The organism is Holzapfeliella saturejae (genome assembly GCF_037546065.1).
In the GTDB taxonomy this organism is placed as follows: Bacteria; Bacillota; Bacilli; order Lactobacillales; family Lactobacillaceae; genus Holzapfeliella; species Holzapfeliella saturejae.
The window spans coordinates 915,094-936,127 of the sequence record NZ_JAWMWG010000001.1; the positions used below are offsets into that span (position 1 = coordinate 915,094).

General features: G+C 35.6%; 22 protein-coding genes and 1 tRNA gene. 2 read left to right on the forward strand and 21 right to left on the reverse strand.

The genetic code is table 11. The features are described 5' to 3' along the window. Positions 1–4: 4 nt before the first annotated feature. The 20 genes from dnaG to prmA all read right to left on the reverse strand — a co-directional run bounded on the left by dnaG (position 5) and on the right by prmA (position 19,951). Entirely contained in the window at positions 5–1,807 is a 1,803-nt protein-coding gene (dnaG, locus tag R4Y45_RS04530; RefSeq protein ID WP_339969713.1) for a DNA primase, read from the reverse strand. Between the two features lie 34 nt (positions 1,808–1,841). Further along, positions 1,842–3,911 carry a glycine--tRNA ligase subunit beta gene (gene glyS / locus R4Y45_RS04535; protein WP_339969715.1) on the reverse strand — a complete coding sequence of 690 codons (2,070 nt, stop codon included), beginning with the start codon at positions 3,909–3,911 and terminating at the stop codon, positions 1,842–1,844. Then, positions 3,904–4,803: a glycine--tRNA ligase subunit alpha gene (gene glyQ / locus R4Y45_RS04540; RefSeq protein ID WP_339969718.1), complete on the reverse strand. Its 900-nt coding sequence runs from the start codon at positions 4,801–4,803 to the stop codon at positions 3,904–3,906. Before glyQ ends, glyS begins: the two co-directional genes overlap by 8 nt. A gap of 287 nt (positions 4,804–5,090) precedes the next feature. After that, positions 5,091–5,852: a DNA repair protein RecO gene (gene recO / locus R4Y45_RS04545; protein WP_339969720.1), complete on the reverse strand. Its 762-nt coding sequence runs from the start codon at positions 5,850–5,852 to the stop codon at positions 5,091–5,093. Continuing rightward, the gene (era, locus tag R4Y45_RS04550; protein WP_339969723.1) at positions 5,852–6,760 is read right to left on the reverse strand and encodes a GTPase Era; all 909 of its coding nucleotides are present in this window, start codon (positions 6,758–6,760) and stop codon (positions 5,852–5,854) included. The genes recO and era overlap by 1 nt, the downstream gene beginning before the upstream one ends. Beyond that, positions 6,750–7,163 carry a cytidine deaminase gene (locus R4Y45_RS04555; RefSeq protein WP_339969725.1) on the reverse strand — a complete coding sequence of 138 codons (414 nt, stop codon included), beginning with the start codon at positions 7,161–7,163 and terminating at the stop codon, positions 6,750–6,752. The genes era and R4Y45_RS04555 overlap by 11 nt, the downstream gene beginning before the upstream one ends. 13 nt (positions 7,164–7,176) lie before the next feature. Beyond that, positions 7,177–7,569 carry a diacylglycerol kinase family protein gene (locus R4Y45_RS04560; protein WP_339969727.1) on the reverse strand — a complete coding sequence of 131 codons (393 nt, stop codon included), beginning with the start codon at positions 7,567–7,569 and terminating at the stop codon, positions 7,177–7,179. Continuing rightward, positions 7,547–8,029: an rRNA maturation RNase YbeY gene (gene ybeY / locus R4Y45_RS04565; RefSeq protein WP_339969729.1), complete on the reverse strand. Its 483-nt coding sequence runs from the start codon at positions 8,027–8,029 to the stop codon at positions 7,547–7,549. The genes R4Y45_RS04560 and ybeY overlap by 23 nt, the downstream gene beginning before the upstream one ends. Further along, entirely contained in the window at positions 8,026–8,982 is a 957-nt protein-coding gene (locus R4Y45_RS04570) for a PhoH family protein (RefSeq protein WP_339970259.1), read from the reverse strand. The genes ybeY and R4Y45_RS04570 overlap by 4 nt, the downstream gene beginning before the upstream one ends. Positions 8,983–9,108: 126 nt before the next feature. Beyond that, on the reverse strand, positions 9,109–9,282 hold the full coding sequence (rpsU, locus tag R4Y45_RS04575) for a 30S ribosomal protein S21 (protein WP_056975084.1): 174 nt from the start codon (positions 9,280–9,282) through the stop codon (positions 9,109–9,111). Between the two features lie 121 nt (positions 9,283–9,403). Then, a complete protein-coding gene (locus R4Y45_RS04580) occupies positions 9,404–10,327 on the reverse strand; it encodes a deoxyribonuclease IV (protein ID WP_339969733.1) in 924 nt (307 codons plus the stop codon). After that, on the reverse strand, positions 10,320–11,186 hold the full coding sequence (locus R4Y45_RS04585) for a YitT family protein (RefSeq protein WP_339969735.1): 867 nt from the start codon (positions 11,184–11,186) through the stop codon (positions 10,320–10,322). The genes R4Y45_RS04580 and R4Y45_RS04585 overlap by 8 nt, the downstream gene beginning before the upstream one ends. A gap of 72 nt (positions 11,187–11,258) precedes the next feature. Further along, on the reverse strand, positions 11,259–11,780 hold the full coding sequence (msrA, locus tag R4Y45_RS04590; RefSeq protein WP_339969737.1) for a peptide-methionine (S)-S-oxide reductase MsrA: 522 nt from the start codon (positions 11,778–11,780) through the stop codon (positions 11,259–11,261). 27 nt (positions 11,781–11,807) lie between these two features. Next, positions 11,808–12,230, reverse strand: coding sequence for a peptide-methionine (R)-S-oxide reductase MsrB (gene msrB / locus R4Y45_RS04595; protein WP_339969739.1), 423 nt, complete (start codon positions 12,228–12,230; stop codon positions 11,808–11,810). Positions 12,231–12,353: 123 nt separating this feature from the next. Beyond that, positions 12,354–14,114 (reverse strand): aspartate--tRNA ligase, encoded by a 1,761-nt coding sequence (gene aspS / locus R4Y45_RS04600; protein WP_339969741.1) that lies wholly within the window; start codon positions 14,112–14,114, stop codon positions 12,354–12,356. Between the two features lie 12 nt (positions 14,115–14,126). Beyond that, complete coding sequence (gene hisS, locus R4Y45_RS04605; RefSeq protein ID WP_339969743.1) at positions 14,127–15,413, reverse strand: histidine--tRNA ligase; 1,287 nt, start codon at positions 15,411–15,413, stop codon at positions 14,127–14,129. Between the two features lie 85 nt (positions 15,414–15,498). Beyond that, a complete protein-coding gene (dtd, locus tag R4Y45_RS04610; RefSeq protein ID WP_339969745.1) occupies positions 15,499–15,936 on the reverse strand; it encodes a D-aminoacyl-tRNA deacylase in 438 nt (145 codons plus the stop codon). Beyond that, a complete protein-coding gene (locus R4Y45_RS04615) occupies positions 15,936–18,179 on the reverse strand; it encodes a RelA/SpoT family protein (RefSeq protein WP_339969747.1) in 2,244 nt (747 codons plus the stop codon). The genes dtd and R4Y45_RS04615 overlap by 1 nt, the downstream gene beginning before the upstream one ends. A 75-nt stretch (positions 18,180–18,254) precedes the next feature. Continuing rightward, a complete protein-coding gene (locus R4Y45_RS04620; RefSeq protein ID WP_339969749.1) occupies positions 18,255–19,001 on the reverse strand; it encodes an RsmE family RNA methyltransferase in 747 nt (248 codons plus the stop codon). A gap of 2 nt (positions 19,002–19,003) precedes the next feature. After that, positions 19,004–19,951, reverse strand: coding sequence for a 50S ribosomal protein L11 methyltransferase (gene prmA / locus R4Y45_RS04625; RefSeq protein ID WP_339969751.1), 948 nt, complete (start codon positions 19,949–19,951; stop codon positions 19,004–19,006). Between the two features lie 124 nt (positions 19,952–20,075). Between prmA and R4Y45_RS04630 the strand changes: the two genes are divergently transcribed. Both R4Y45_RS04630 and R4Y45_RS04635 read left to right on the forward strand, forming a co-directional pair. After that, complete coding sequence (locus tag R4Y45_RS04630) at positions 20,076–20,579, forward strand: aminoacyl-tRNA deacylase (protein ID WP_339969753.1); 504 nt, start codon at positions 20,076–20,078, stop codon at positions 20,577–20,579. Next, entirely contained in the window at positions 20,579–20,896 is a 318-nt protein-coding gene (locus R4Y45_RS04635) for a DUF960 family protein (RefSeq protein ID WP_339969755.1), read from the forward strand. Before R4Y45_RS04630 ends, R4Y45_RS04635 begins: the two co-directional genes overlap by 1 nt. A 31-nt stretch (positions 20,897–20,927) precedes the next feature. On the opposite strand, the gene R4Y45_RS04640 is transcribed toward R4Y45_RS04635, so the two are convergent. Further along, positions 20,928–21,015: transfer RNA gene (locus R4Y45_RS04640), tRNA-Ser, on the reverse strand. Positions 21,016–21,034: the final 19 nt, after the last annotated feature.

A 21,034-nucleotide genomic window follows, 5' to 3' on the forward strand; every position in this document is an offset into this window, starting at 1 on the left:
TACATTAATTCAATAAACGCCTTAATTCGATTATCTGTTGCGTTATGGCGAGCTCTTGCTGTTCATCACGTTGGCGCTTTGCTTCAGCTAATTGAGCCCGCAGTTGTTGCAACTGTTGAGCTTGTTTTTCTTTGACTGATTGACTTAAGTAGTCTTCAAGCTCTTGAGATGAATAATAATCAGGCATTTGCATCATCTCTATAGACACTATTATACGCTTTAAATCATCAGAAATAAAATCGATAAAGCCGGAAATTGACGGATTATCTGTGGCTTGCTTATAAGTTTGCCATTCATTAAAAATAGCTCCCAATTCAGCATTACTAAACTCGTACTGATGTTGGATAACAAAGTCATTAACTTCATCATATCTTAAAACCAAGTAAATTAATCTGACTTCTGCGATTTCTAGTGCCGTTAGTTTTTTGGAAAAATCTTGTTTTTTTGGTTCAGGCTGTTCTTGATAAGTTTGATTTGATGCAATTCGCCGCTGTTTTTGATTTTCAGAAAGAACAGCATTCTTAATAGTTTCAATGGGTAATTGAGTTAATTCGGCTAATTTTTGACTATATAAGTCTTGCGTAATTTCAGTACGACTGCGAGCAATCAAGCTAACCGCCGCATTGACAAACTCGATTTTTTCTCGATTATTATCTAAATTGTAATGTCTTTGCAGTAATTTTAAGCCAAAATCGATTGTTGTAATTGCACCGTTAATTTGATTAACAAAAGCGTCATTTCCATAACTACGAATAAAGTCATCTGGATCATGTCCATCTGGTAATAAAACAACCGATAGATTAAACTGTTGTTTTTGATCAAGCAGTTTAATTGCTCTGTTCGTCGCCTTAATACCTGGATTATCGCCATCATAGCAAATAATCAAATCAGAAGTTGCCTGCTTAATTAAATAAATCTGTTGGTCAGTCAAGCTAGTCCCCATCGATGCAATTCCGGTTTTGACACCTGCCTCATAGGCACTGATAACATCCATAAAACCTTCAAAAAGAACCATAGACTGTCGTTGTCTCAGGTTCTTTTTGGCTTTTTGGTAGTTAAATAAGGTCTTGCTTTTATTAAAGATTTCTGTTTCTGGACTGTTTAAATATTTAGGCTCATCTGAATCATCATTTAAGGTTCGCCCAGAAAACGCAATAACATTCCCATAATTATCGAAAATAGGATACATAATTCGATTTTTAAAACGGTCTCGTAATTTATCATCGGTAGAGCCGTTGATAAATAATCCCGAATTAGCTAAATCTTCAGGTTTATGCCCTTTGTTGAGTAAGAAATCATAAACAATATCACGAGGTGGTGCAAATCCCAGCTGAAATTCCTTGATAGTAGCTTCGGTCATACCTCTTTTAAACAAATAGTCCAAAGCTTTTTTACCATAGTCTGTCACCATTAAAATATGGTGATATAACTCACTAACCTCACGATAAGCTTGTCTAAGTGGATGACTTTTGATCTGTTCTTGTTTGTTGATAGTGGTACTTTGAACATCTGACGGCACAGGAATGTTGCTGTCTTGTGCAACCTTTAAAACTGCCTCAGGAAAGGATAAATTTTCAATGTCCATCAACAATTTAAAAACATTACCACCTCGACCACAACTAAAACAATGAAAAATTTGCTTTTCTTCAGAAATTGAAAATGACGGTGTTCGTTCTTCGTGAAATGGGCAAAGTCCAAAATAGTTTTTACCCTTTTTTTGAAACTGAATATATTGGCTAGCAACATCTAAAATATCAGTATTCGTCCTAACCTCATCTATAAATGTTTCAGGAATAAATTGTGCCATTTTAACTCCCCCAACTGTTAACTTACAATTGAAGTTATTTAATGACTAAGCGTTGAACATCTCCTAGACGGTGTGCTAATTTATTTAGCTTGTTCAATTGTGCCAAACGGTTTTTCTGAATAGCTTCATCTTTATCCATAATCATATTTTCTTCAAAGTAAGCTTCAATCAATGGTTCGATTGATACTAATTGTTTGTATAGTTCTGGCAAGCTAGCAGTTTGACTCAAAATATCATTAGTTGCGACTAATAATTGTTTTTCTGAATCAGTTTGAAGTAAGCTTTCATCTACTGCTTCATTACCATTAAATTGTGCTTTTTGTAAAATGTTGCTAATACGTGTTAATGATTCCACAACTGACTTAAATTCTGGATCTTGGTGGTGTTCATTCAAGACTTTAGCTGCTTCAATAACTTGCAATGGATCGTTTTGAACAGAATGCATAACTGTATCAATAACATCATATTTGTAGTTTTGAACAGTTAAGTATTGTTTAACACGGTCCAAAATAAAGTCTGAAATTTGCTTAATTGTTTCTTCTGATGTTGTCAAACGAGCTGGTGTTAAGCCATCTAATGTTTGAATTAGCTCAGGTAACAATTGGTTAAATGAAACAGACCATTTTTGGTCAACTAAAATACGGACAATACCGTAAGCTGAACGTCTTAAAGCATAAGGGTCGTTTGAACTTGTTGGAATCATATCAGCACTAAAGAAAGTCAAAATTGTATCTAGTTTTTCACTGATTGAAAGTAATGCTCCTACTTTTGAAGTTGGTAGCTTACCTTCAGCTGAAGTTGGTAGATATTGTTCAGCAATAGCTAAACTCACTTCATCATTTTCACCAGCCAATTTAGCATATCTTTGTCCCATAATTCCTTGAAGTTCATCAAATTCACCGACCATTTGAGTCACTAAATCAAATTTGTAGATTTCACTTGCACGAACAACATCAGTTGTCTCATCAGCAGACAAATCAAATCGTTTAGCTAAGTCGCCAGCAATTGTTTTAACACGTAACATTTTTTCAGTTAAAGAACCAATTTTATCATGGAATGTCACGTTTTTCAATTTATCTACAAAGTGTGAAATTGGTAATTTTTGGTCTTCCTTGTAGAAGAAGTCAGCATCTTCTAAACGAGCTGTTAACACTTTTTCATTACCTAAAGCTACATTTTCAATGTGATCTTTATTTCCGTTACGAACTGAAATAAAGTGTGCACTCAAGCTACCATCTGCTTCACGAACAGCAAAATAACGTTGGTGATCTTTCATTGATGTAATTAAGACTTCTTCAGGAATTTCAAGGTATTTTTTGTCAAAACGACCAGCAAAAGCAGTTGGATATTCAACCAGGTTATTAACTTCTTCTAATAGACCTTCATCAAGTTTGACAATCCAGTTGTTTTCTTTAGCCATTTCTTCGATTTGAGAGCGGATAATTGCTTTTCTATCTTCTGCATCAGCAATAACAAATTCACTTTTTAGAGATTCTTCGTAGTCATCGGCTTTAGCTAAACTAATTGGATCACCTAAGAAACGGTGTCCACGAGTTTTACGTCCAGCTTCAACATCTAAGATTTGCATTGGAATGACTTCATCATCAAATAATGACACAATCCAATGAATTGGACGAATAAATTCAAAGTCATAATTTGCCCAGTGCATACGAGTTGGGAATGTTAGTGACATCACAACATCGCTTAATTGACCCAAAATAGCTTTAGCTTGTTTTCCTTCTTCTTTTTTGTGAAGAAAAGCATATTCTGTTCCTTTTAGGTCTTCAAAGTAAATATCATCAGTACTCATATTTTGTCCACGAGCAAAACCTTGAGCAGCTTTAGTCCAGTTACCATCATCATCTAATGCGATTTTTTTAGCCGGTCCTTTTTGGACTTCATCGATATCTGCTTGTTTTTCGTTTAAGTCTTCAACAAGTAGTGCAAGACGACGAGGTGTTGAAAAAGTTTTGATTTCTTTATAATCTAATTTGTTTTCTTTTAAGAATTTTTCTGTTTTAGTTAATAATTGTTTAATTGTTGGTGTGACCACGTGTGCGGGCATTTCTTCAAGACCAACTTCTAATAAATAGTTTTTAGTCATTTTCTTCACCTGCTTTTTGAGCTTTATTTTTCAATAATGGGAATCCTAGCTTACGTCTTTCCTCAACAAACGCTGAAGCAACACGATGTGCCATGTTTCTGATACGTGAAAGATAACCAGCACGTTCTGTTACAGAAACAGCACCACGGGCATCTAGCAAGTTGAATGTGTGTGAGGATTTTAGAATGTAGTCATAAGCTGGGTGAACTAAGCCAAGTTCAATCAAACGTAACGCTTCTTTTTCATACATGTTGAATAAAGTTAATAATTCTTCTTGGTTGCTGTCTTCAAAAGCATATTTTGAATGTTCATATTCAGGTTCTTTGAAGATATCACCGTATAAAACACCATCTGACCATTCTAAATCAAAAACTGAATCGACATCTTGAATATATGATGCTAAACGTTCAACTCCGTAAGTAATTTCACTTGTCACGGGTTTAACTTCAATTCCCCCAACAACTTGGAAGTAGGTAAACTGAGTAATTTCCATTCCATCTAGCCAAACTTCCCAACCAACACCGGCAGCACCCATTGAAGGGTTTTCCCAGTTATCTTCAACGAAACGAATATCATGTTCTAGTGGATCAATGCCTAAAGCACGTAAACTATCTAAATAATATTCTTGAATATTTTCTGGAGAAGGTTTCATCACCAATTGGAATTGGTGATGTTGGAAAAGTCTGTTAGGATTTTGACCATAACGACCATCCGCAGGTCTTCTTGATGGTTCAACGTAACAAGCATTCCATGGTTCAGGTCCAACAGCTCTTAAGAATGTGTAAGGACTCATTGTTCCCGCACCTTTTTCTGTATCGTATGCGTTCATAATCATAGCACCTTTAGAAGACCAAAAATCTTCTAAAGTTGAAATCATTTGCTGAATGTTCATTTTTATTTACTCCTTTTTTTGCAATAAAAAAACCTATGCATAAATATGCATAGGGACGATTAATCGCGGTTCCACCCTAATTCCGAAAAATTCGGCTACTTAATTGTCAAGCTACTCCATAGTGCCCTTCATCTATCCCAATTCCGTGGCTTACACTCACCCACAGTCGCTTAAAATTGATAATAATAGACTACTAATCTATTTCATCGTAGCTTTGATATACATTAATAGAATACACTTTATATGTGCTTGTTTCAATAAAATTATGACAAAATTTAAGAAATAATTTAATCAATTAACCATGTTGTCATTTGATTGAGATACTGCTTAGATTTTAGTGTCATGTCTAATGTTTCTAAATAAATTCGGTCGATGGCTTTTGATAATCTCGTCTGTGTTTGATGTTTCACTGTGACGTGGTTCAACTTATCAAGTGGCACAAAGGCTAATGTTCTCAATAAACTAACCTCTTTTGTTGATAAATCTAGTAATCGTAAGTTGCTAAATTCAGATAAGTGCTTTTGGCAGATGATACCACCTTTTTCAAGTGAATAGGCAAATTCACCCTCAGTATTTTGGCAAACAACACAGTGTCTCAATTCAGGAGCTACACCATAAGCTTTGAGCATTTTTAGTTGAAAAATCTGCATTACAATTTCTGGATTTTTACCCTCATCAAGGCGAAGCAATGCTTGCTTGAGTAACTGATAATACTCACCTTCTGCTTGATAATCGACAAAAGCCCGATTGGCTAAATCACACAAGAAGGTCGCATAAGCACTTTTTTCAATATCTGTAATAATCGATTCAAACTGTTTTACTTTGGTTGTCGTGTTGAGTCGACTAATTCGATTAGGCTTAATATCAACTAAATAATGGCCGTAAGAAAAATTAAGTACACTGCTATTTAATTTTGACTTTGGTCGTTTTGCACCTTTAACAATCATGGTAAACAGCCCATATTCCTGAGTGAAAATTCGCACGAGTACATCTGTTTCCTGAAAGGATTGTCTTTTAAAAACAATACCTTCAACCCATTGCTTATTCATTAGTTCAAGTCTTTTGGATTGTAACCTGACTGAGCTAGGAACAATGGATCTTTACGCCAGTTCTTTTGAACTTTAACCCAAAGTTTTAAGTTTACTTTTTCACCCAGTAGGTTTTCAATTTCTTGACGAGATTTAATACCGATGCGTTTTAATAAGCTAGCACCTTGACCAATTACAATAGCTTTTTGACTTTTACGTTCTACAAAAATTGTTGCATCAATCTGAAGTTTACCTTCAATACGTTGACTCATTTGATTAACTAAGACAGCAACTGAATGTGGAATTTCATCGCGAGTAAATTCAAGGATTTTTTCACGTATTAATTCAGCAACGACAAAATATTCTGGACGATTTGTTAGTTGATCTTCATCATAGAATTGTGGTCCAACAGGTAATTCATCGCTCAATTGATCTAGTAATTCATCAACATTATTTCCTTGTGTTGCAGAAATTGGATAAACTTCTTTAAAGTCTAACTCATGACGGTATTGTTCGATAAATGCCAATAAATCATCTGGATGAATCAAATCAATTTTATTGATAATTAAGTAAACTGGTTTTTTTACGTCTTGTAATAAGTTTAAGATAAAACGATCTCCTGGTCCCATTTTATCTTCAGCTGAAACCATGAATAATACGACGTCCACTTGGTTAAGCATCCCTAGTGATGATTTTGACATATAATCATCTAATTGGTTTTTGGGTTTATGAACACCTGGTGTATCCAAAAACACCATCTGTGCTTTATCTGAAGTGTAAATTCCGTTGATATTATTACGTGTTGTTTGCGCTTTATCTGACATAATCGCAATTTTTTCACCGATAATACGGTTCATCAATGTTGATTTTCCAACGTTAGGACGGCCAATAATCCCAACAAAACCAGATCTAAATTCGTTATTTTCCATTATTTAATTCCTCGCTTGTAAAGTAATAGGGTAAGATTTCATCTAAGCTGAATTGCTTTAAATCATCTGTTTTAGCTGAAGCTAAAACTATTCGCGTTTCTCGATTGAGTAACTCACTCATCACCTGACGACAAGCTCCACAAGGAGAAATAGCATTTGGTGTGTTCCCAATAATCACAAAATCTGTAATCGTGGGTTTAGAGTCATTTTGATTGATACTTTCAAATAAACAAACTCGTTCAGCACACATTGTTAGTCCATAAGAAGCATTTTCAACGTTAATTCCTTTATAAAGGTTACCTTGATCATCCAATGCAACTGCTGCAACTGGAAAATGAGAATAAGGGACATAAGCCCTACTCAAATGCTGTTTAGCAATCTCAATTAATTGTTTAATTTCCATAGTTAATTCCTAACTAGTTAATAAATTTAGGTATAAAAATAATTGCACCAATAATCACAGCCATCATTGCAGTCAAGACCACAAACCCTGCTGCTGTATCTTTAGCATATTTTGCATAATCGTGGTACTTAAAATCGGCAGCTAAATCAACGACCGTTTCAATTGATGTATTAGCCACTTCAGCAATAATAACTGAAAAGATTGAAAAAACAACCCATAGCCACTCTGCACTAGAGATTTGATAATAAAAACTAATCAAAATAACTATGATACTGACAAAAATATCAATCTTAAAATTCCGTTCAACCTTCAACACATGCAAAATACCATCAATTGCATGTCTTAGTGATTGAAAAAAGTGTCTATTTTTTTGAATTTGCTTTTTATCTTTTAAGGCCATAGTCATCTAAGATTTGGTTTTGCAACCCAATCATTTCCTTTTCTTCTTCAGGATCAATATGGTCATAACCACTCAAGTGCAAGAAGCCATGGACTAAGGTATAACCAAATTCACGGTCAAAGCCATGACCATACTCTTCCCCGTGTTCAGCCACAATAGCTGGACAAATCACAAGATCACCAATATTTCTGGCAATACCAAAAGTTTGTTGGAGCATTTCAATCTCTTCTTGGTCTTCACCATCTTCAATTGCAAAGCTAATGACATCTGTTGGATTATCTTTTCCACGGTAAGTTTCATTGATTTTTTTGATTTCATCTTTGTCAACAAAGCTAATTGACATCTCAATAGCTTGGTCTGGTGCAATTTTATCTTTAGTATAGTTCAATAAATCAACAGCCCATTGAACTTGTTGATTATCTAGTAAATTCTGTTCGTTAATCACATTAATATCTAATTGGCTCAATTTTGTTCCTCATTTTTTTCGTAGGCTTCAATAATTTTGGTTACGACTGGGTTTCTAACTACATCGCTGGCAGAGAAATTAATAAACTTAATTGCATTAATACCTTGCAACCGTTGTTTGGCTTCCACAAGGCCACTCTTTGCGTTGTAAGGTAAATCAATCTGTGTGATATCCCCATTTACAATCATTTTAGAATCAAATCCCAGACGCGTTAAAAACATCTTCATTTGTGAACGTGTCGTGTTTTGGGCTTCATCTAAAATCACGAAAGCAGAGTCTAGTGTTCGTCCTCTCATATAAGCTAACGGTGCAATTTCAATAATTTCACGCTCCATCAAACGATTGGTTGCTTCTGTGCCAAATATCGCATACAAAGCATCGTAGATTGGACGAAGATAGGGATCGATTTTATCTTTTAAGTCCCCTGGTAAAAATCCTAGATTTTCTCCTGCTTCAACAGCTGGACGTGTTAGGATAATACGTTCGACTTCTCCACGTTTAAAAGCAGAAATCGCCATAATCACCGCTAAATACGTCTTACCTGTCCCTGCTGGTCCAATTCCAAATACAACATCATGATGCTTAATAGCCTCCACATATTTGGCTTGACTAAGATTTTTGATACGGATTGGTTTACCTTTAGCATCACGAATTAAAATCTTCTGGTAAAGATCTTCAAAATACTCAAGCGTCCCTTTTTGGGCCATCTTAATCGCACTCATTACATCTGATCCGTTAATTTTAACACGTTGTTTGATTAAATTCGATAATGATTTTAATAACTCATCAACCAATTGGACGTCTGATTGTTGGCCACTTAAGCGAATACTATCACCTTGGTTGGTAATTTCAACATCAAAATAGTCCTGAATTAAGTTGAGGTGCTGATCATTTACACCAACTAAGCTGATCAAGTCATCAGCATTAGCTGTTTCAAAATAGCTGTTTTGCATCGTTGTATCCGTCAATAATACGCCTCCGAAAGTAAATTTATATCTGCTTTAATGATAAAGCTTTTTAAGGCGAAAAAAAACCCTTATTTCTGGAAATATAACCAAAAATAAGGGTTTTACGAGACGTTATCTCTTACGTTTACGAGCTGCTTCAGATTTTAATTTTCTTTTTACACTTGGTTTTTCGTAAAATTCGCGTTTACGGTACTCTTGGAGTGTACCACTTTTAGAAACGGAACGTTTGAAGCGACGAAGAGCATCATCAAGAGATTCGTTGTCATGAACGACTGTCTTTGCCATATGATATCCCTCCTTCCATTTCTATGACCCTATAAGGTCAACTAATTACATGCTTAATTATATCGAACAAAGATATCCAGGTCAACAAAATATCACGATGTTTTTTAATTTAATTCTTAATTTATTGATTTTCTTTTAATACTTCTTCTTTTAAGTAATTATCGAATTGTTTTTGACGTAACATTTCAATCTCACGCTTATAAGGCGAATATTTTTTCTTGCTATCCGATTCATCAGGGATAAATGGTGTTTCTAAAATCTTTGGCAATGCTTTAAAGGGCTCATAGTAAGCGACCTTTTGCAAAGTTTCAAATCCTAGCTGACCAAACCCTAAATTTTCATGACGATCCTTATGAGAATCGAGTCCAAATTTTGAATCATTAAGATGAATAACGGTAATTCTATCAAGCCCAACTACTCGATCGAATTCAGCCATAACACCTTCAAAATCATTTTTGATATCATAACCGGCATCATAGACGTGGCAGGTATCAAATGTGATTGATAGTCGATCAGGATGACTTGAACCTGCAATAATTTGTGCTAATTCTTCAAATTTTTTGCCGATTTCAGTTCCTTTTCCTGCCATTGTTTCAAGTGCGATACTAACTGTTTGAGTTTCACTTTTTTCAATTGCTTCATCTAAACCTTTGATAATTTGAGCAATAGCTGCTTCTTCTCCAGATCCTACATGAGAACCTGGGTGAAAACTAATGTACCGTGCACCAATTGCTTCAGCACGTTGCATTTCTTCAGCTAAAAAGTTAACCGCAAAACCAAAGTTCTCAGGTTTTTTAACGTTACCTAAATTAATGATATAAGGTGCATGAACGACAATAGGATTAATCTTGTGATCTTCAATAATTGGTGTTGCTTGTTCAATATTGAAATCTGACAACGGACGTCTTCTAGTATTTTGGGGTGCTCCTGTAAATACCATCATCGTGTTTGCTTGATTAGCAATCGTTTCTTCTGTTGATAACAGAAGCATTTTTTTACCTGATAATTTTACGTGGCTTCCAATAATTAATGATTCTTTACTCAACTTTAGGCTCCTTAAATCTACCAATTACTTTTTCAGCTTTCGTGATGCTGACAAAAGCATATGGGTCTTTATTTTGCACGACTTGTCCTAATTCATGCATTTCATATCTTGAAATAATTGTAAATAAGATGGTTTTTTCAGTATGACCAAAAGCCCCTTCAACGTCATGAACAATCGTGATACCTCGCCGCATTTTGCCTTGAATATCATCGATTAAATCACGTGGATGCTCAGTTACAATCATCACTTGCATTTTTTGGTTTTGGGTATAAATCATATCGATTACACGGCCATTTACAAAGATTCCAATAGCTGTATAAAAGGCAAATGGCCAGCCAAAAATAAAACCAGCAACTGCTACAATCATGAGGTTAAAGAAAATATTAATCGTTCCAAAACTATGACCTGTTTTCTTACGAACAATAATTCCAATGATGTCTAACCCACCAGTTGAAATACCATTCTTCAAGGCAAATCCTGTACCAGCTCCATTAATAACCCCACCAAATAAGGCACAAATTATTGGATCAAACTGTGTGCTGATAGGTGGCATTACTTTCATCATGATTGATGAAAAAGCAACAGCTAAAATTGTATAAAGGGTGAATTTATGGCCGATTTTGAGCCATCCCATAATAATTAAGGGAATATTTAAAGCAAAATACATCACATTAGTAGATAACAAATTATGAGATAAACTTTGAATAATTTGTGCAAATCCAGTGACACCACTGGCATAAATATGTCCCGGTTCCCAAAAAAAGTTCAATGCAATTGATACACATAGTGCATAAATAACCGCAGCACTAATCTTTGAAAAATTGGTGTGCTGCCGACTGATTTTAGACAGTTGATCCATAGTTTTTAACTTCCTTTTTTATTTAAACTTAGTCTAAGTCTAACAAAAAAACAAGTTTTTGAAAGCAATTATTTAGGATTTCCACACTTCTTTTTTAAATTGTTCACGTCCACCCAATTCTTCCATTTCAAATCTTGCCGGGTCTTTTTTGTAGAAGTCTTGGTGATAATCTTCTGCCGGATAAAAAGGCTGCTCTGCTTCAATTTGAGTCACAATTGGCTTATCAAATAAGCCACTTTCAGCTAGCTTAGTACGAGAGGCCAAAGCAATGTCATACTGTTCTTGATTATGATAGAAAATAACCGGACGATAAGATTCACCACGATCTTGAAATTGACCCATAGCATCTGTTGGATCGGTTTGACGCCAGTAAATCTCAACAAGCTCGGCATAAGAAATAATATCAGCATCATATTCAATCTTGACTGCTTCTGTATGTCCCGTTGTGCCCGAACAAACTTGTTCATAAGTTGGATTTGCAACATGACCACCAGTATACCCAGACGTTACTTTCATTATACCCCGTTGCTCATCAAATGGTTTAACCATACACCAAAAACAGCCACCTGCAAAAATCGCATATTCTTTTTTCATTACTTAAACACTCTCCCTTACACTCAATTATCGATTAAATAGAACTAAATACTTACCATAGCCTTCATCAGCTAATTTATCTACTGGAATAAAACGAAGTGCTGCTGAATTAATACAGTATCTCATACCACCCTTTTCAAGTGGCCCATCGTTAAAGACATGGCCTAGATGTGAGTCTGCTTCTTTACTTTTAACTTCAATTCTCTCCATCCCATGAGAAGAATCACGTTTTTTAACAACTTTATCAATTGGTTTGGTAAATGATGGCCACCCACAGCCTGCATCATATTTATCTGTTGATGAAAATAAAGGTTCGCCACTGACAACATCGACAAAAATACCATCTTGCCAAAAATCATCATATTCCCCGGTAAAAGGTGCTTCTGTTGCTGCATTTTGTGTCACTTCATATTGTTCTTTGGTTAATTGATCTCTTAAATCTTTAGACATTATACTTCTCCTCTCAAACTTTCTTTTAGTAAGTTTAAAGCTAGTATACCAAAAAAAGTATTGTTTACAACCTTTAAACCAAATAAAAAAACGATAAATAACTCGATTTATCGTTTTTTATTATTAATCTCTTGTTTCAATTCCTAATTCTTCAAGTTGAGCATCTGATACTTCTGCAGGAGCATTCATCATTGGTTCACTTGCTTTTGAGTTTTTAGGGAAAGCAATAACATCACGAATGTTATCACGACCAGCAAGTAACATTGCAAAACGGTCTAATCCAATGGCAAGTCCGCCGTGTGGTGGGAAACCAAAGTCAAGTGCGTCTAGTAAGAACCCAAATTGTTCTTTTGCACTTTCTTCAGTAAATCCTAATACTTTTAGCATTTTTTCTTGAATTTCACGGTTATGAATACGGATTGACCCGCCACCAAGTTCGTAACCATTTAAAACAATATCATAACTACGAGCATGTGCTTTATGCGGTTCACTGTCTAGAAGTTTAACGCCTTCTTCATCTGGCATTGTGAATGGATGGTGAGCTGCTGCCCATTTTTCATCGCCTTCATCGTATTCAAATAATGGCCAATCAACAACCCATAAGAAATTAAATTCTTCTTTGTTGATTAGGTTTTGTTCTTTTGCAATTTCAACACGTAAGTAACCTAATGCATCCGCAACAACTGTTGCACGGTCAGCTACGAATAATACTAATTCATCGCCCACAAGGTTCAACTTATCTTTTAACTCATCATGTTGATCAGTTACAAATTTAGCGACTGGTCCGTTGAATTCACCATCTACAAATTTCATCCAAGCTAAACCTTTTGCACCAAAACGTTTGATGTATTCTTGTTTTTGGTCAATTTGTTTACGTGAATATTCATTAGCACCATTTTTAACAACGATAGCTTTAACTTGTCCGCCATTAGCTACTGCACCAGAGAACACTTTGAAGTCACTATCTTTGAATAAGTCTGATAAGTCTTGAAGTTTCATATCAAAGCGTGTATCAGGCTTGTCAGAACCATAGTTCGCCATTGCATCATGCCATGACATTCTTGGGAATGGTGTTTTAATGTCTAGACCTTTCACGTCTTTCATGACTTTCTTGATTAGACCTTCAGTAATATCTTGAATTTGTTCTTCATCTAAGAAAGTAGTTTCCATATCGATTTGAGTAAATTCAGGTTGACGATCTCCACGTAAATCTTCATCACGGAAACAACGGGAAATTTGGTAGTAACGGTCAAATCCAGCACCCATCAATAGTTGTTTAAATAGTTGTGGTGATTGAGGTAAAGCGTAAAAACTACCTGGATAAACACGAGAAGGTACTAAATAGTCACGAGCACCTTCTGGTGTTGATTTACCTAAATAAGGGGTTTCAATATCGACAAATCCATTTTCGTCGAAAAAGGCATGGATTGAGTGCATCATTTTTGAACGCATCATAATACCACGTTGCATTTCAGGACGACGTAAGTCTAAGTAACGGTATTTTAGTTTAGTTTCTTCTGAAGCTTGAACATCATCACTAATATCAAATGGTGGTGTTTTTGCTTTGTTAAGTAACTCGATACCATCAACTTCCACTTCAATTTTACCTGTTGGATTATTTAAGTTTTGAGTTTCTTCTGAACGTTTAACAACTTTACCATGAACTGAAATAACATCTTCAGCACGGAGTGTTTCAGCCACAGCTAAGGCATCAGCACTAAATGTTGTGTTAAAGACAAGTTGAACAAATCCTGAGCGGTCTCTTAAATCAACAAAAATTAAGCTTCCTAAACTACGACGTTTTTGGACCCATCCATATAGCGTCACCTGTTCGCCGACTAATTCTTCGGTCACTTGACCATTGTAAACTGTACGTTTTTCCATTTTTACTATCCCCTAGTTAATTTCTTTTAATAATTCTGATGCATTTTTGTTTAAAGATTCAAAATCAACAACAGTCTGTGAGCCATCTTCAAGATTCTTAAGCGTTGCTGCTTGATTTTCGACCTCTTGATCCCCAATAGTCAAAATATACTTAGCTTGATGACGATCAGCTGATTTGAATTGATTCTTAAGTTTGCGTTGTGAAACATCAAAGACAACTTTAAGTCCTTGATTTCTCAAAGAACGAGCCAGTTTCAAAACAGTTGCGACAGAATTATCACCTACATTAGCAATATAAACTTCTGGACCTTCTGTTGCAAACATTTCAGGGTTTTGTTGTTGTAAAACAAGCATTAGTCTTTCAAATCCAATACCAAATCCAATAGCTGGTGTTTTTGGACCTGAAAATTCTTCGACTAGTTTATCATAACGACCACCAGCTAGCACCGTACTTTTACTTTGCCATAAGTTTTTATCTTCAATCATAAATTCAAAGATAGTCCCTGTGTAGTAGTCTAAACCACGAACTAAGTTATCATCGATTTGATAGTTAATCCCCAACTCATCAAGCATACTTAGGACAAAACCAAAATGTTGATTAGTTTCATCATCTAAATAATCACGTAACTTAGGTGCATCTGCCACTAATTCTTGATCACGTTTATCTTTAGAGTCCAAGATTCTAAGCGGATTCACTTGTAGACGTTGTTTGGAATCTTCTGATAGTTCATCTTTAAATGGTTCAAAATAGTTAACTAGTGCTTCATGATAATTTTTTCTGACTTCTGCATTTCCCAGCGAATTGAGGTGCAATTCAAAGTTTTGCACGTTTAATTTTTTGAGTAAATCATGTGCCAGTAAAATAATTTCAACATCTTGCATTGGATGTGTTGCTCCAAAGGCTTCCACACCAATTTGGTGAAATTGTCTTTGGCGTCCAGCTTGTGGACGTTCATAGCGAAACATTGGGCCAATATAGAATAATTTGACTGGTTTTTCATGTTCTGGTGCATACAGTTTATTTTCAACGTATGAACGAACCGTTCCAGCTGTTCCTTCTGGTCTCAATGCAATATGACGGTCTCCTTTATCGAAGAAATCATACATTTCTTTTGAGACAACATCTGAAGATTCACCACTAGAACGGGCAAATAATTCATATTGCTCAAAAATAGGCGTTCTGATTTCATTGAAATCATACAAGTCCATAAAATTTCTAACTTCAGTTTCAACATATTGCCAACGATTAGATTCGCCAGGCAAAATATCAACTGTTCCTTTAGGTTTTTGTAACTTCATACACAAGACCCTTCTCTATCCAGTTTTTTGTCTTATTTCGCATTAATATAGAATACTAGAAAAAGACGCTCTATGTCAATTTAGACTACAGTTCATAAACAATTGTAACAGGGCCATCATTGACTGATGAAACGGCCATATCTGCACCAAATTGTCCTTCTTTAACAGTTAAATTCTCTTCTCTTAATAAATTATTGAATTGATTGTAAAACTCTTCAGCTTGTTTGGGTGCCATCGCTTCTTGAAAGTGAGGACGATTTCCCTTTTTGGTATTAGCAAGTAAAGTAAATTGACTCACTGAAAGAATTTCACCTGAAACATCCTTCACACTTAGATTCATTTTTTGATCATCATCGCTAAAAATTCTCATCTTAGCAATTTTTTGAGCTGCTTTTTGCAGCATATCTGGTGTGTCATCTTGATGAACACCAACTAGTAATAGCAAGCCATTTTTAATTTGTGAGTACAATTGATTGTCAATTGTCACACTAGCTTCTTGTACGCGTTGAATAACAATTTTCATTACTGATCTGCTCTCTTTGCTTCATAAACATCTGGAATATTTTTAATTTGTGTCAAAATTTCATTAAGGTGTTGTGAATTTTTAACAGAGACGGTTAAGCGAACGTGTGCCATATCATTATGATCAATACGACCGCTGATATTGGATAGCTTTTTGGAAACGGAATTCAATCTTTGAAGAATGTCGTTCAGTAATCCACTGCGATTAAAGCCGTAAATACTTAAGTTTGCAAAGTAAGTTTGGTCTTTTGAAGAAACATCCATCCATTCAACATCCATCACACGACCTTCTGTTCGATCTGATTCACTGATGTTTGAACAGTCAGTACGATGAATCGTGACACCCCGACCTCTGGTAACATAACCAACAATTGCATCCCCAGGTACAGGGTTACAACATTTAGCCAGTCTAATCAATAAATTATTAAGGCCTTGAATGATAACCCCATTTTCATGCTGGATTTGCATTTTTGTAGGTTCATTTTGTTTAGAACGATCAATTTGATTTTGAGACTTTCCATCAGCAGAAGATAGGATTGAGTTTTCTAATTCCTTACGTTTTTGTGCTTCACTTTCACGACGTGCTTTTTCTGTTAAACGATTAGCCGCAACAAGCGGTGTGATTTCACCATATCCAATTGAACTGAATAATTCTTCTTTAGACCCAAAATTAAAGCGGTTAACCAATTCTTGAATATGTTCTTTATCCATAAATTCCTTGGGTGAATAACCCATTTCAGTTAATTGGTTTTCAATATCGTTACGTCCTTTTTCGATATTTTCATCTTTAGTTTGGTTTTTAAAGTAACGTCTAATTTTGTTTCGTGCACGGGACGTTTTGACGATATTAGTCCAATCACGACTTGGATTAGCATTTGATGAGGTATTAATTTCAATAATATCGCCATTTTTCATTTTGTAATCCAAAGGCACCATTTTAGCATTAACACGCGCACCAACTGCATGATTACCGACTTCGGTGTGAACTAAGTAAGCAAAGTCTAACGGCACTGACCCTTTAGGTAACTCATAAACGTCCCCTTTTGGTGTAAAGACATACACACGATCAGAGAATAAATCACCTTTGACACTTTCCATAAAATCACGTGCATTGGTTGAATCTTCTCTTAGCTCTAAAATCTCACGGAAAATATCAATCTTTTCACCGGCTTCATCAATTCTAACAGGTGAGCTGACACCTTCTTTATAAGCCCAGTGAGCAGCAATCCCGTATTCAGCAATTTCGTGCATTTCTTCTGTTCTGATTTGAATTTCAAGTGGTTTGCCACCAGGGCCGATAATTGTTGTATGGAGTGATTGATAGCCGTTAGCTTTAGGTACTGCAATATAGTCTTTAAAACGACGAGGAACAGGTTTCCACTTCGTATGAACAGCACCTAAAACTGCATAACAATCTCGCACGCTTTTAACCAAGATACGAACAGCAGATAAGTCATACAATTCATCAAACTGTTTATGCTTTTCTTTCATCTTCTTGTAGATTGAATAGATATGTTTTGGACGTCCATAAATGTTGTATTGAATATCTAGGTCATCTAACGTTGTTTCCATCGTATGGATAGCATCTGCAATGTAGCCTTCACGCTCACTACGTTTAGTCTTCATCAAACTTACAATACGGTAGTATTGTTGTGGGTTTAGGTAATGTAGTGAAATGTCTTCTAACTCCCATTTGATTTTACTAATCCCTAAACGATCAGCTAATGGTGCATAAATTTCAATTGTTTCAGTTGAAATACGACGTTGCTTATCAGGTCTTAAATGATCTAAAGTCCGCATATTATGCAAACGATCAGCCAGTTTCACCATGATAACACGCAAATCTTGAGCCATAGCAATTAGCATTTTACGATGGTTTTCAGCAAGTTGCTCCTCATGTGACATATACTTGATTTTTCCAAGCTTTGTCACACCGTCAACAATAGTTGCAACATCTTTACCAAATAACTCTTCTACATCTCCAAGTGTAACCTCAGTATCTTCAACAACATCATGCAAAAAACCACTGACAATTGTTTCAGGGTCCATTCTAAGTTCTGCCAAACTACCCGCTACTTGAATGGGATGAATAATATATGGTTGTCCTGATTGACGTTTTTGGTCTTTGTGCAGATAAGCTGCAAATTCATAGGCTTTTTTCACAAAGTCTAAGTGTTCTTGATTCATATAATCAGCGCAAAGGTCAAAAACCTCTGTAACTGTTAAATCCTTATGTTTAGACATAGTCTCAACCCCTAGCTTTCCTCTAGTTATTATAGTTGAATTATAACAACCTTAAAATTAAAATACCAATTTAAATCAATGATTTAACTCGGTTTGGTAAGATAACGTACTTAAGAAATAAAGCGGTGCTGTTTCGACTCTTAAAATACGTGGGCCTAATGCTGCAATCGTTGCCCCTTGGTCAACTAAAGTTGTGACTTCTTCTTCAGCTAACCCACCTTCTGGGCCAAATACACCCAGTAGTTTTTGGCTAGTCTGAACTTGTTCAAATACCTTAACCAAATTAGATTTTTCAGACTGTTTAGCTGCTTCTTCATAAGCTACTACAGTATGATCAAACTCAGATAGCTCTAAGTCACTTAACTTATCTAATACTTTGACTTCAGGAACTATTGATCGTCTTGATTGTTCAGCTGCTTGTTTAGCAATCGTATTTAATCGGTCTAACTTTTTGGCTAGTCTGTCTGCTTTTAATTTAGCTACTGCATATCTAGAGTTAAAGAAAATAAAAGTAGTAGCTCCAAGTTCTGTTCCTTTTTGGATAATCCATTCTGCTTTTTCTTTTTTAGGCATCCCGACTAATAAAGTAACCTCTTGTTGAAGCTCCACTTGACGAGTCTGTTCTGCAAAAATTTCCACTTCTACACTTTTATTTTCTAAACTGACGATTTTAGCTAGAAAAACGTGATGATTTTGATCAACAAGCTCAAGTTCATCATCAATTTTGCTTCTTCTCACACGAGAAACACGATGAGCAATATCTTTGGGTAGTGACACTGTTTGTCCAATTCCTAAAGGCTCACTTAAAAAATAATGTTGCATCCTTACACCTCTTGTTTTTTCACGAGTAAACTTACCCATGTTTTTTGACGCATTTCACTTACCACGTCGAAGTGATACTCAGCTAACTTAGCCACTAATTTATCACGTTGTTCATGGTCAATACCTGATAAAATGGCAACACCATTAGCTGCTAAGTGATCACCTAGATTAGGAACTAAGGCCATCAAAATCTCAGCTAAAATATTAGCAATGATAATGTCATATTCTCCTGAAACTTGTTTCAATAAATCACTTTCTTGTAAAGCAATTTTATTTTCTAACTCATTTAATTTAATATTTTCTTCGGCAAAAGTTAAAGCGTGAGCGTCAATATCTGTTCCTACGACTTGTTTAGCTCCCATTTTATGTGCGGCAATCGCTAAAATTCCCGAACCTGTTCCAAGGTCTAGTACACGTGCATTTTCTTTTACCATTGTTTTTTCAAGATACTGTAAAGCCAGTTGTGTTGTAATGTGCGTTCCTGTCCCAAATGACATTCCTGGGTCTAGTCGGATAATTTGTTCAGACTGTGAAGCTGGTTGATAGTCTTCCCATTCAGGAACCACTGTAAACCAATGAGATAGTCGAACGGGATGATAATATTCTTTCCAGTTATTTTCCCAGTCTTGATCTACAATACGGTTTAACGCAATCACACCTGACCCAATATTTAATTGGTAGCCTGTTAATTCAGTTAATTTTTCTTTGGTTTTAACTGGCAGTGTTTCATCAAAAGTTGCTTCATCAAAATAACCACTGACTTCAGCGGCTTCTGGTAAATCTTTAATGTCGTCGGTAACAATTAATTCACCATATCCTGGCATATTTTTATTTTCAAAATCCTGACGATCTCTAGTTTGGATTCCTAACGCACCATTTGCCATTAAAAAGGCTGATAGTGCCTCCACAGAATCGGTTGCAGTTTGAATTGATAATTCGATTAAATTCAAAATATTCCCTCACTTAAATTAAAATTATGGTTATAGTATAACTTATTTTTGATTGGATTTCTTTTGACACTTAAAAATCACATTGCTAAGATTGTATTTATTATAAATAAAAAGGAGTCTTTTGATGTCTAAGAAAAAAGCTAAAGTTTCAAAAACGTTAGTGGAAAAAATGTTAGATCAACAAAAAATTAGTTATGAATCTATTGTGGCACCCACAGTAAAAGACGGCGATGTCGAGTCTTTAGATACCACAAACTTTCCAGAACACGAGACTACGGTTTATAAAACGTTAGTTTTAAAAGGAACTGAAAATCCGGTTTTGGTTGGCGTTGTGCCATTAGATAAACACTTAAGCTACAAAAAATTACGCCAGCTTTCTGGTGATAAAAAAGTCCACTTGCTTCCGCTAAAAGACTTAGAAAAAACAACAGGCTATGTTCACGGGGCGAACACACCTATTGGTATTTATGAAAAACTCAAAGTACCAATTTTCTATGATCAACAAGCTGAATCTGAAGATGAAATCATTGTTTCTGCTGGAAAAGTTGGCCGCAGTGTCAAAATCAAGGTTTCAGATTTAATCCCTATTACTGCCGGTCAATTTGGCGATATTGCAGAGGACAAATAATGCCTTTTGACCCTTTACAAGAACGTTATGCCTCGGTTAAGGTTATGCAACAACTCCCTGAAGAACTTATTCATTTAATTTGGGAAACAATTGATGACCAATTAGTTGGATTGGTGCCTTTAGAGAATTTGCTGACTTTTACACTGTTTTTAAATAACCAAACTCAAAAATTAAAGTTTGTCCAGCCTGGTACGGACTTAGAAGTTGACTTTGATTTAAAGAAACCTATTTTAGTTAATCAACCAACAACTATCGTCGCCTACGATGCTGATGATCATCAAACCTTGTTATTTGAAGATGAACTAAAAATCCCTTAAAGCTAATTAAGCCTTAAGGGATTTTTTATTAAGGAGCGTACAGGATTTGAACCTGCGCGCCGGTATTAACCGGTTCGCCGGATTTCGAGTCCGGTGCATTACCACTCTGCCAACGCTCCATAATCAAGGAATGTCCTT

What these genes read in the sequence shown, in the direction of transcription:
- dnaG (WP_339969713.1), bottom strand. Translation starts at nt 1,807, where the DNA reads ATGGCACAATTTATTCCTGAAACATTTATAGATGAGGTTAGGACGAAT.
- glyS (WP_339969715.1), bottom strand. Translation starts at nt 3,911, where the DNA reads ATGACTAAAAACTATTTATTAGAAGTTGGTCTTGAAGAAATGCCCGCA.
- glyQ (WP_339969718.1), bottom strand. Translation starts at nt 4,803, where the DNA reads ATGAACATTCAGCAAATGATTTCAACTTTAGAAGATTTTTGGTCTTCT.
- recO (WP_339969720.1), bottom strand. Translation starts at nt 5,852, where the DNA reads ATGAATAAGCAATGGGTTGAAGGTATTGTTTTTAAAAGACAATCCTTT.
- era (WP_339969723.1), bottom strand. Translation starts at nt 6,760, where the DNA reads ATGGAAAATAACGAATTTAGATCTGGTTTTGTTGGGATTATTGGCCGT.
- R4Y45_RS04555 (WP_339969725.1), bottom strand. Translation starts at nt 7,163, where the DNA reads ATGGAAATTAAACAATTAATTGAGATTGCTAAACAGCATTTGAGTAGG.
- R4Y45_RS04560 (WP_339969727.1), bottom strand. Translation starts at nt 7,569, where the DNA reads ATGACTATGGCCTTAAAAGATAAAAAGCAAATTCAAAAAAATAGACAC.
- R4Y45_RS04570 (WP_339970259.1), bottom strand. Translation starts at nt 8,982, where the DNA reads ATGCAAAACAGCTATTTTGAAACAGCTAATGCTGATGACTTGATCAGC.
- rpsU (WP_056975084.1), bottom strand. Translation starts at nt 9,282, where the DNA reads ATGGCAAAGACAGTCGTTCATGACAACGAATCTCTTGATGATGCTCTT.
- R4Y45_RS04585 (WP_339969735.1), bottom strand. Translation starts at nt 11,186, where the DNA reads ATGGATCAACTGTCTAAAATCAGTCGGCAGCACACCAATTTTTCAAAG.
- msrA (WP_339969737.1), bottom strand. Translation starts at nt 11,780, where the DNA reads ATGAAAAAAGAATATGCGATTTTTGCAGGTGGCTGTTTTTGGTGTATG.
- msrB (WP_339969739.1), bottom strand. Translation starts at nt 12,230, where the DNA reads ATGTCTAAAGATTTAAGAGATCAATTAACCAAAGAACAATATGAAGTG.
- aspS (WP_339969741.1), bottom strand. Translation starts at nt 14,114, where the DNA reads ATGGAAAAACGTACAGTTTACAATGGTCAAGTGACCGAAGAATTAGTC.
- hisS (WP_339969743.1), bottom strand. Translation starts at nt 15,413, where the DNA reads ATGAAGTTACAAAAACCTAAAGGAACAGTTGATATTTTGCCTGGCGAA.
- dtd (WP_339969745.1), bottom strand. Translation starts at nt 15,936, where the DNA reads ATGAAAATTGTTATTCAACGCGTACAAGAAGCTAGTGTGACAATTGAC.
- R4Y45_RS04615 (WP_339969747.1), bottom strand. Translation starts at nt 18,179, where the DNA reads ATGTCTAAACATAAGGATTTAACAGTTACAGAGGTTTTTGACCTTTGC.
- R4Y45_RS04620 (WP_339969749.1), bottom strand. Translation starts at nt 19,001, where the DNA reads ATGCAACATTATTTTTTAAGTGAGCCTTTAGGAATTGGACAAACAGTG.
- R4Y45_RS04630 (WP_339969753.1), top strand. Translation starts at nt 20,076, where the DNA reads ATGTCTAAGAAAAAAGCTAAAGTTTCAAAAACGTTAGTGGAAAAAATG.
- R4Y45_RS04635 (WP_339969755.1), top strand. Translation starts at nt 20,579, where the DNA reads ATGCCTTTTGACCCTTTACAAGAACGTTATGCCTCGGTTAAGGTTATG.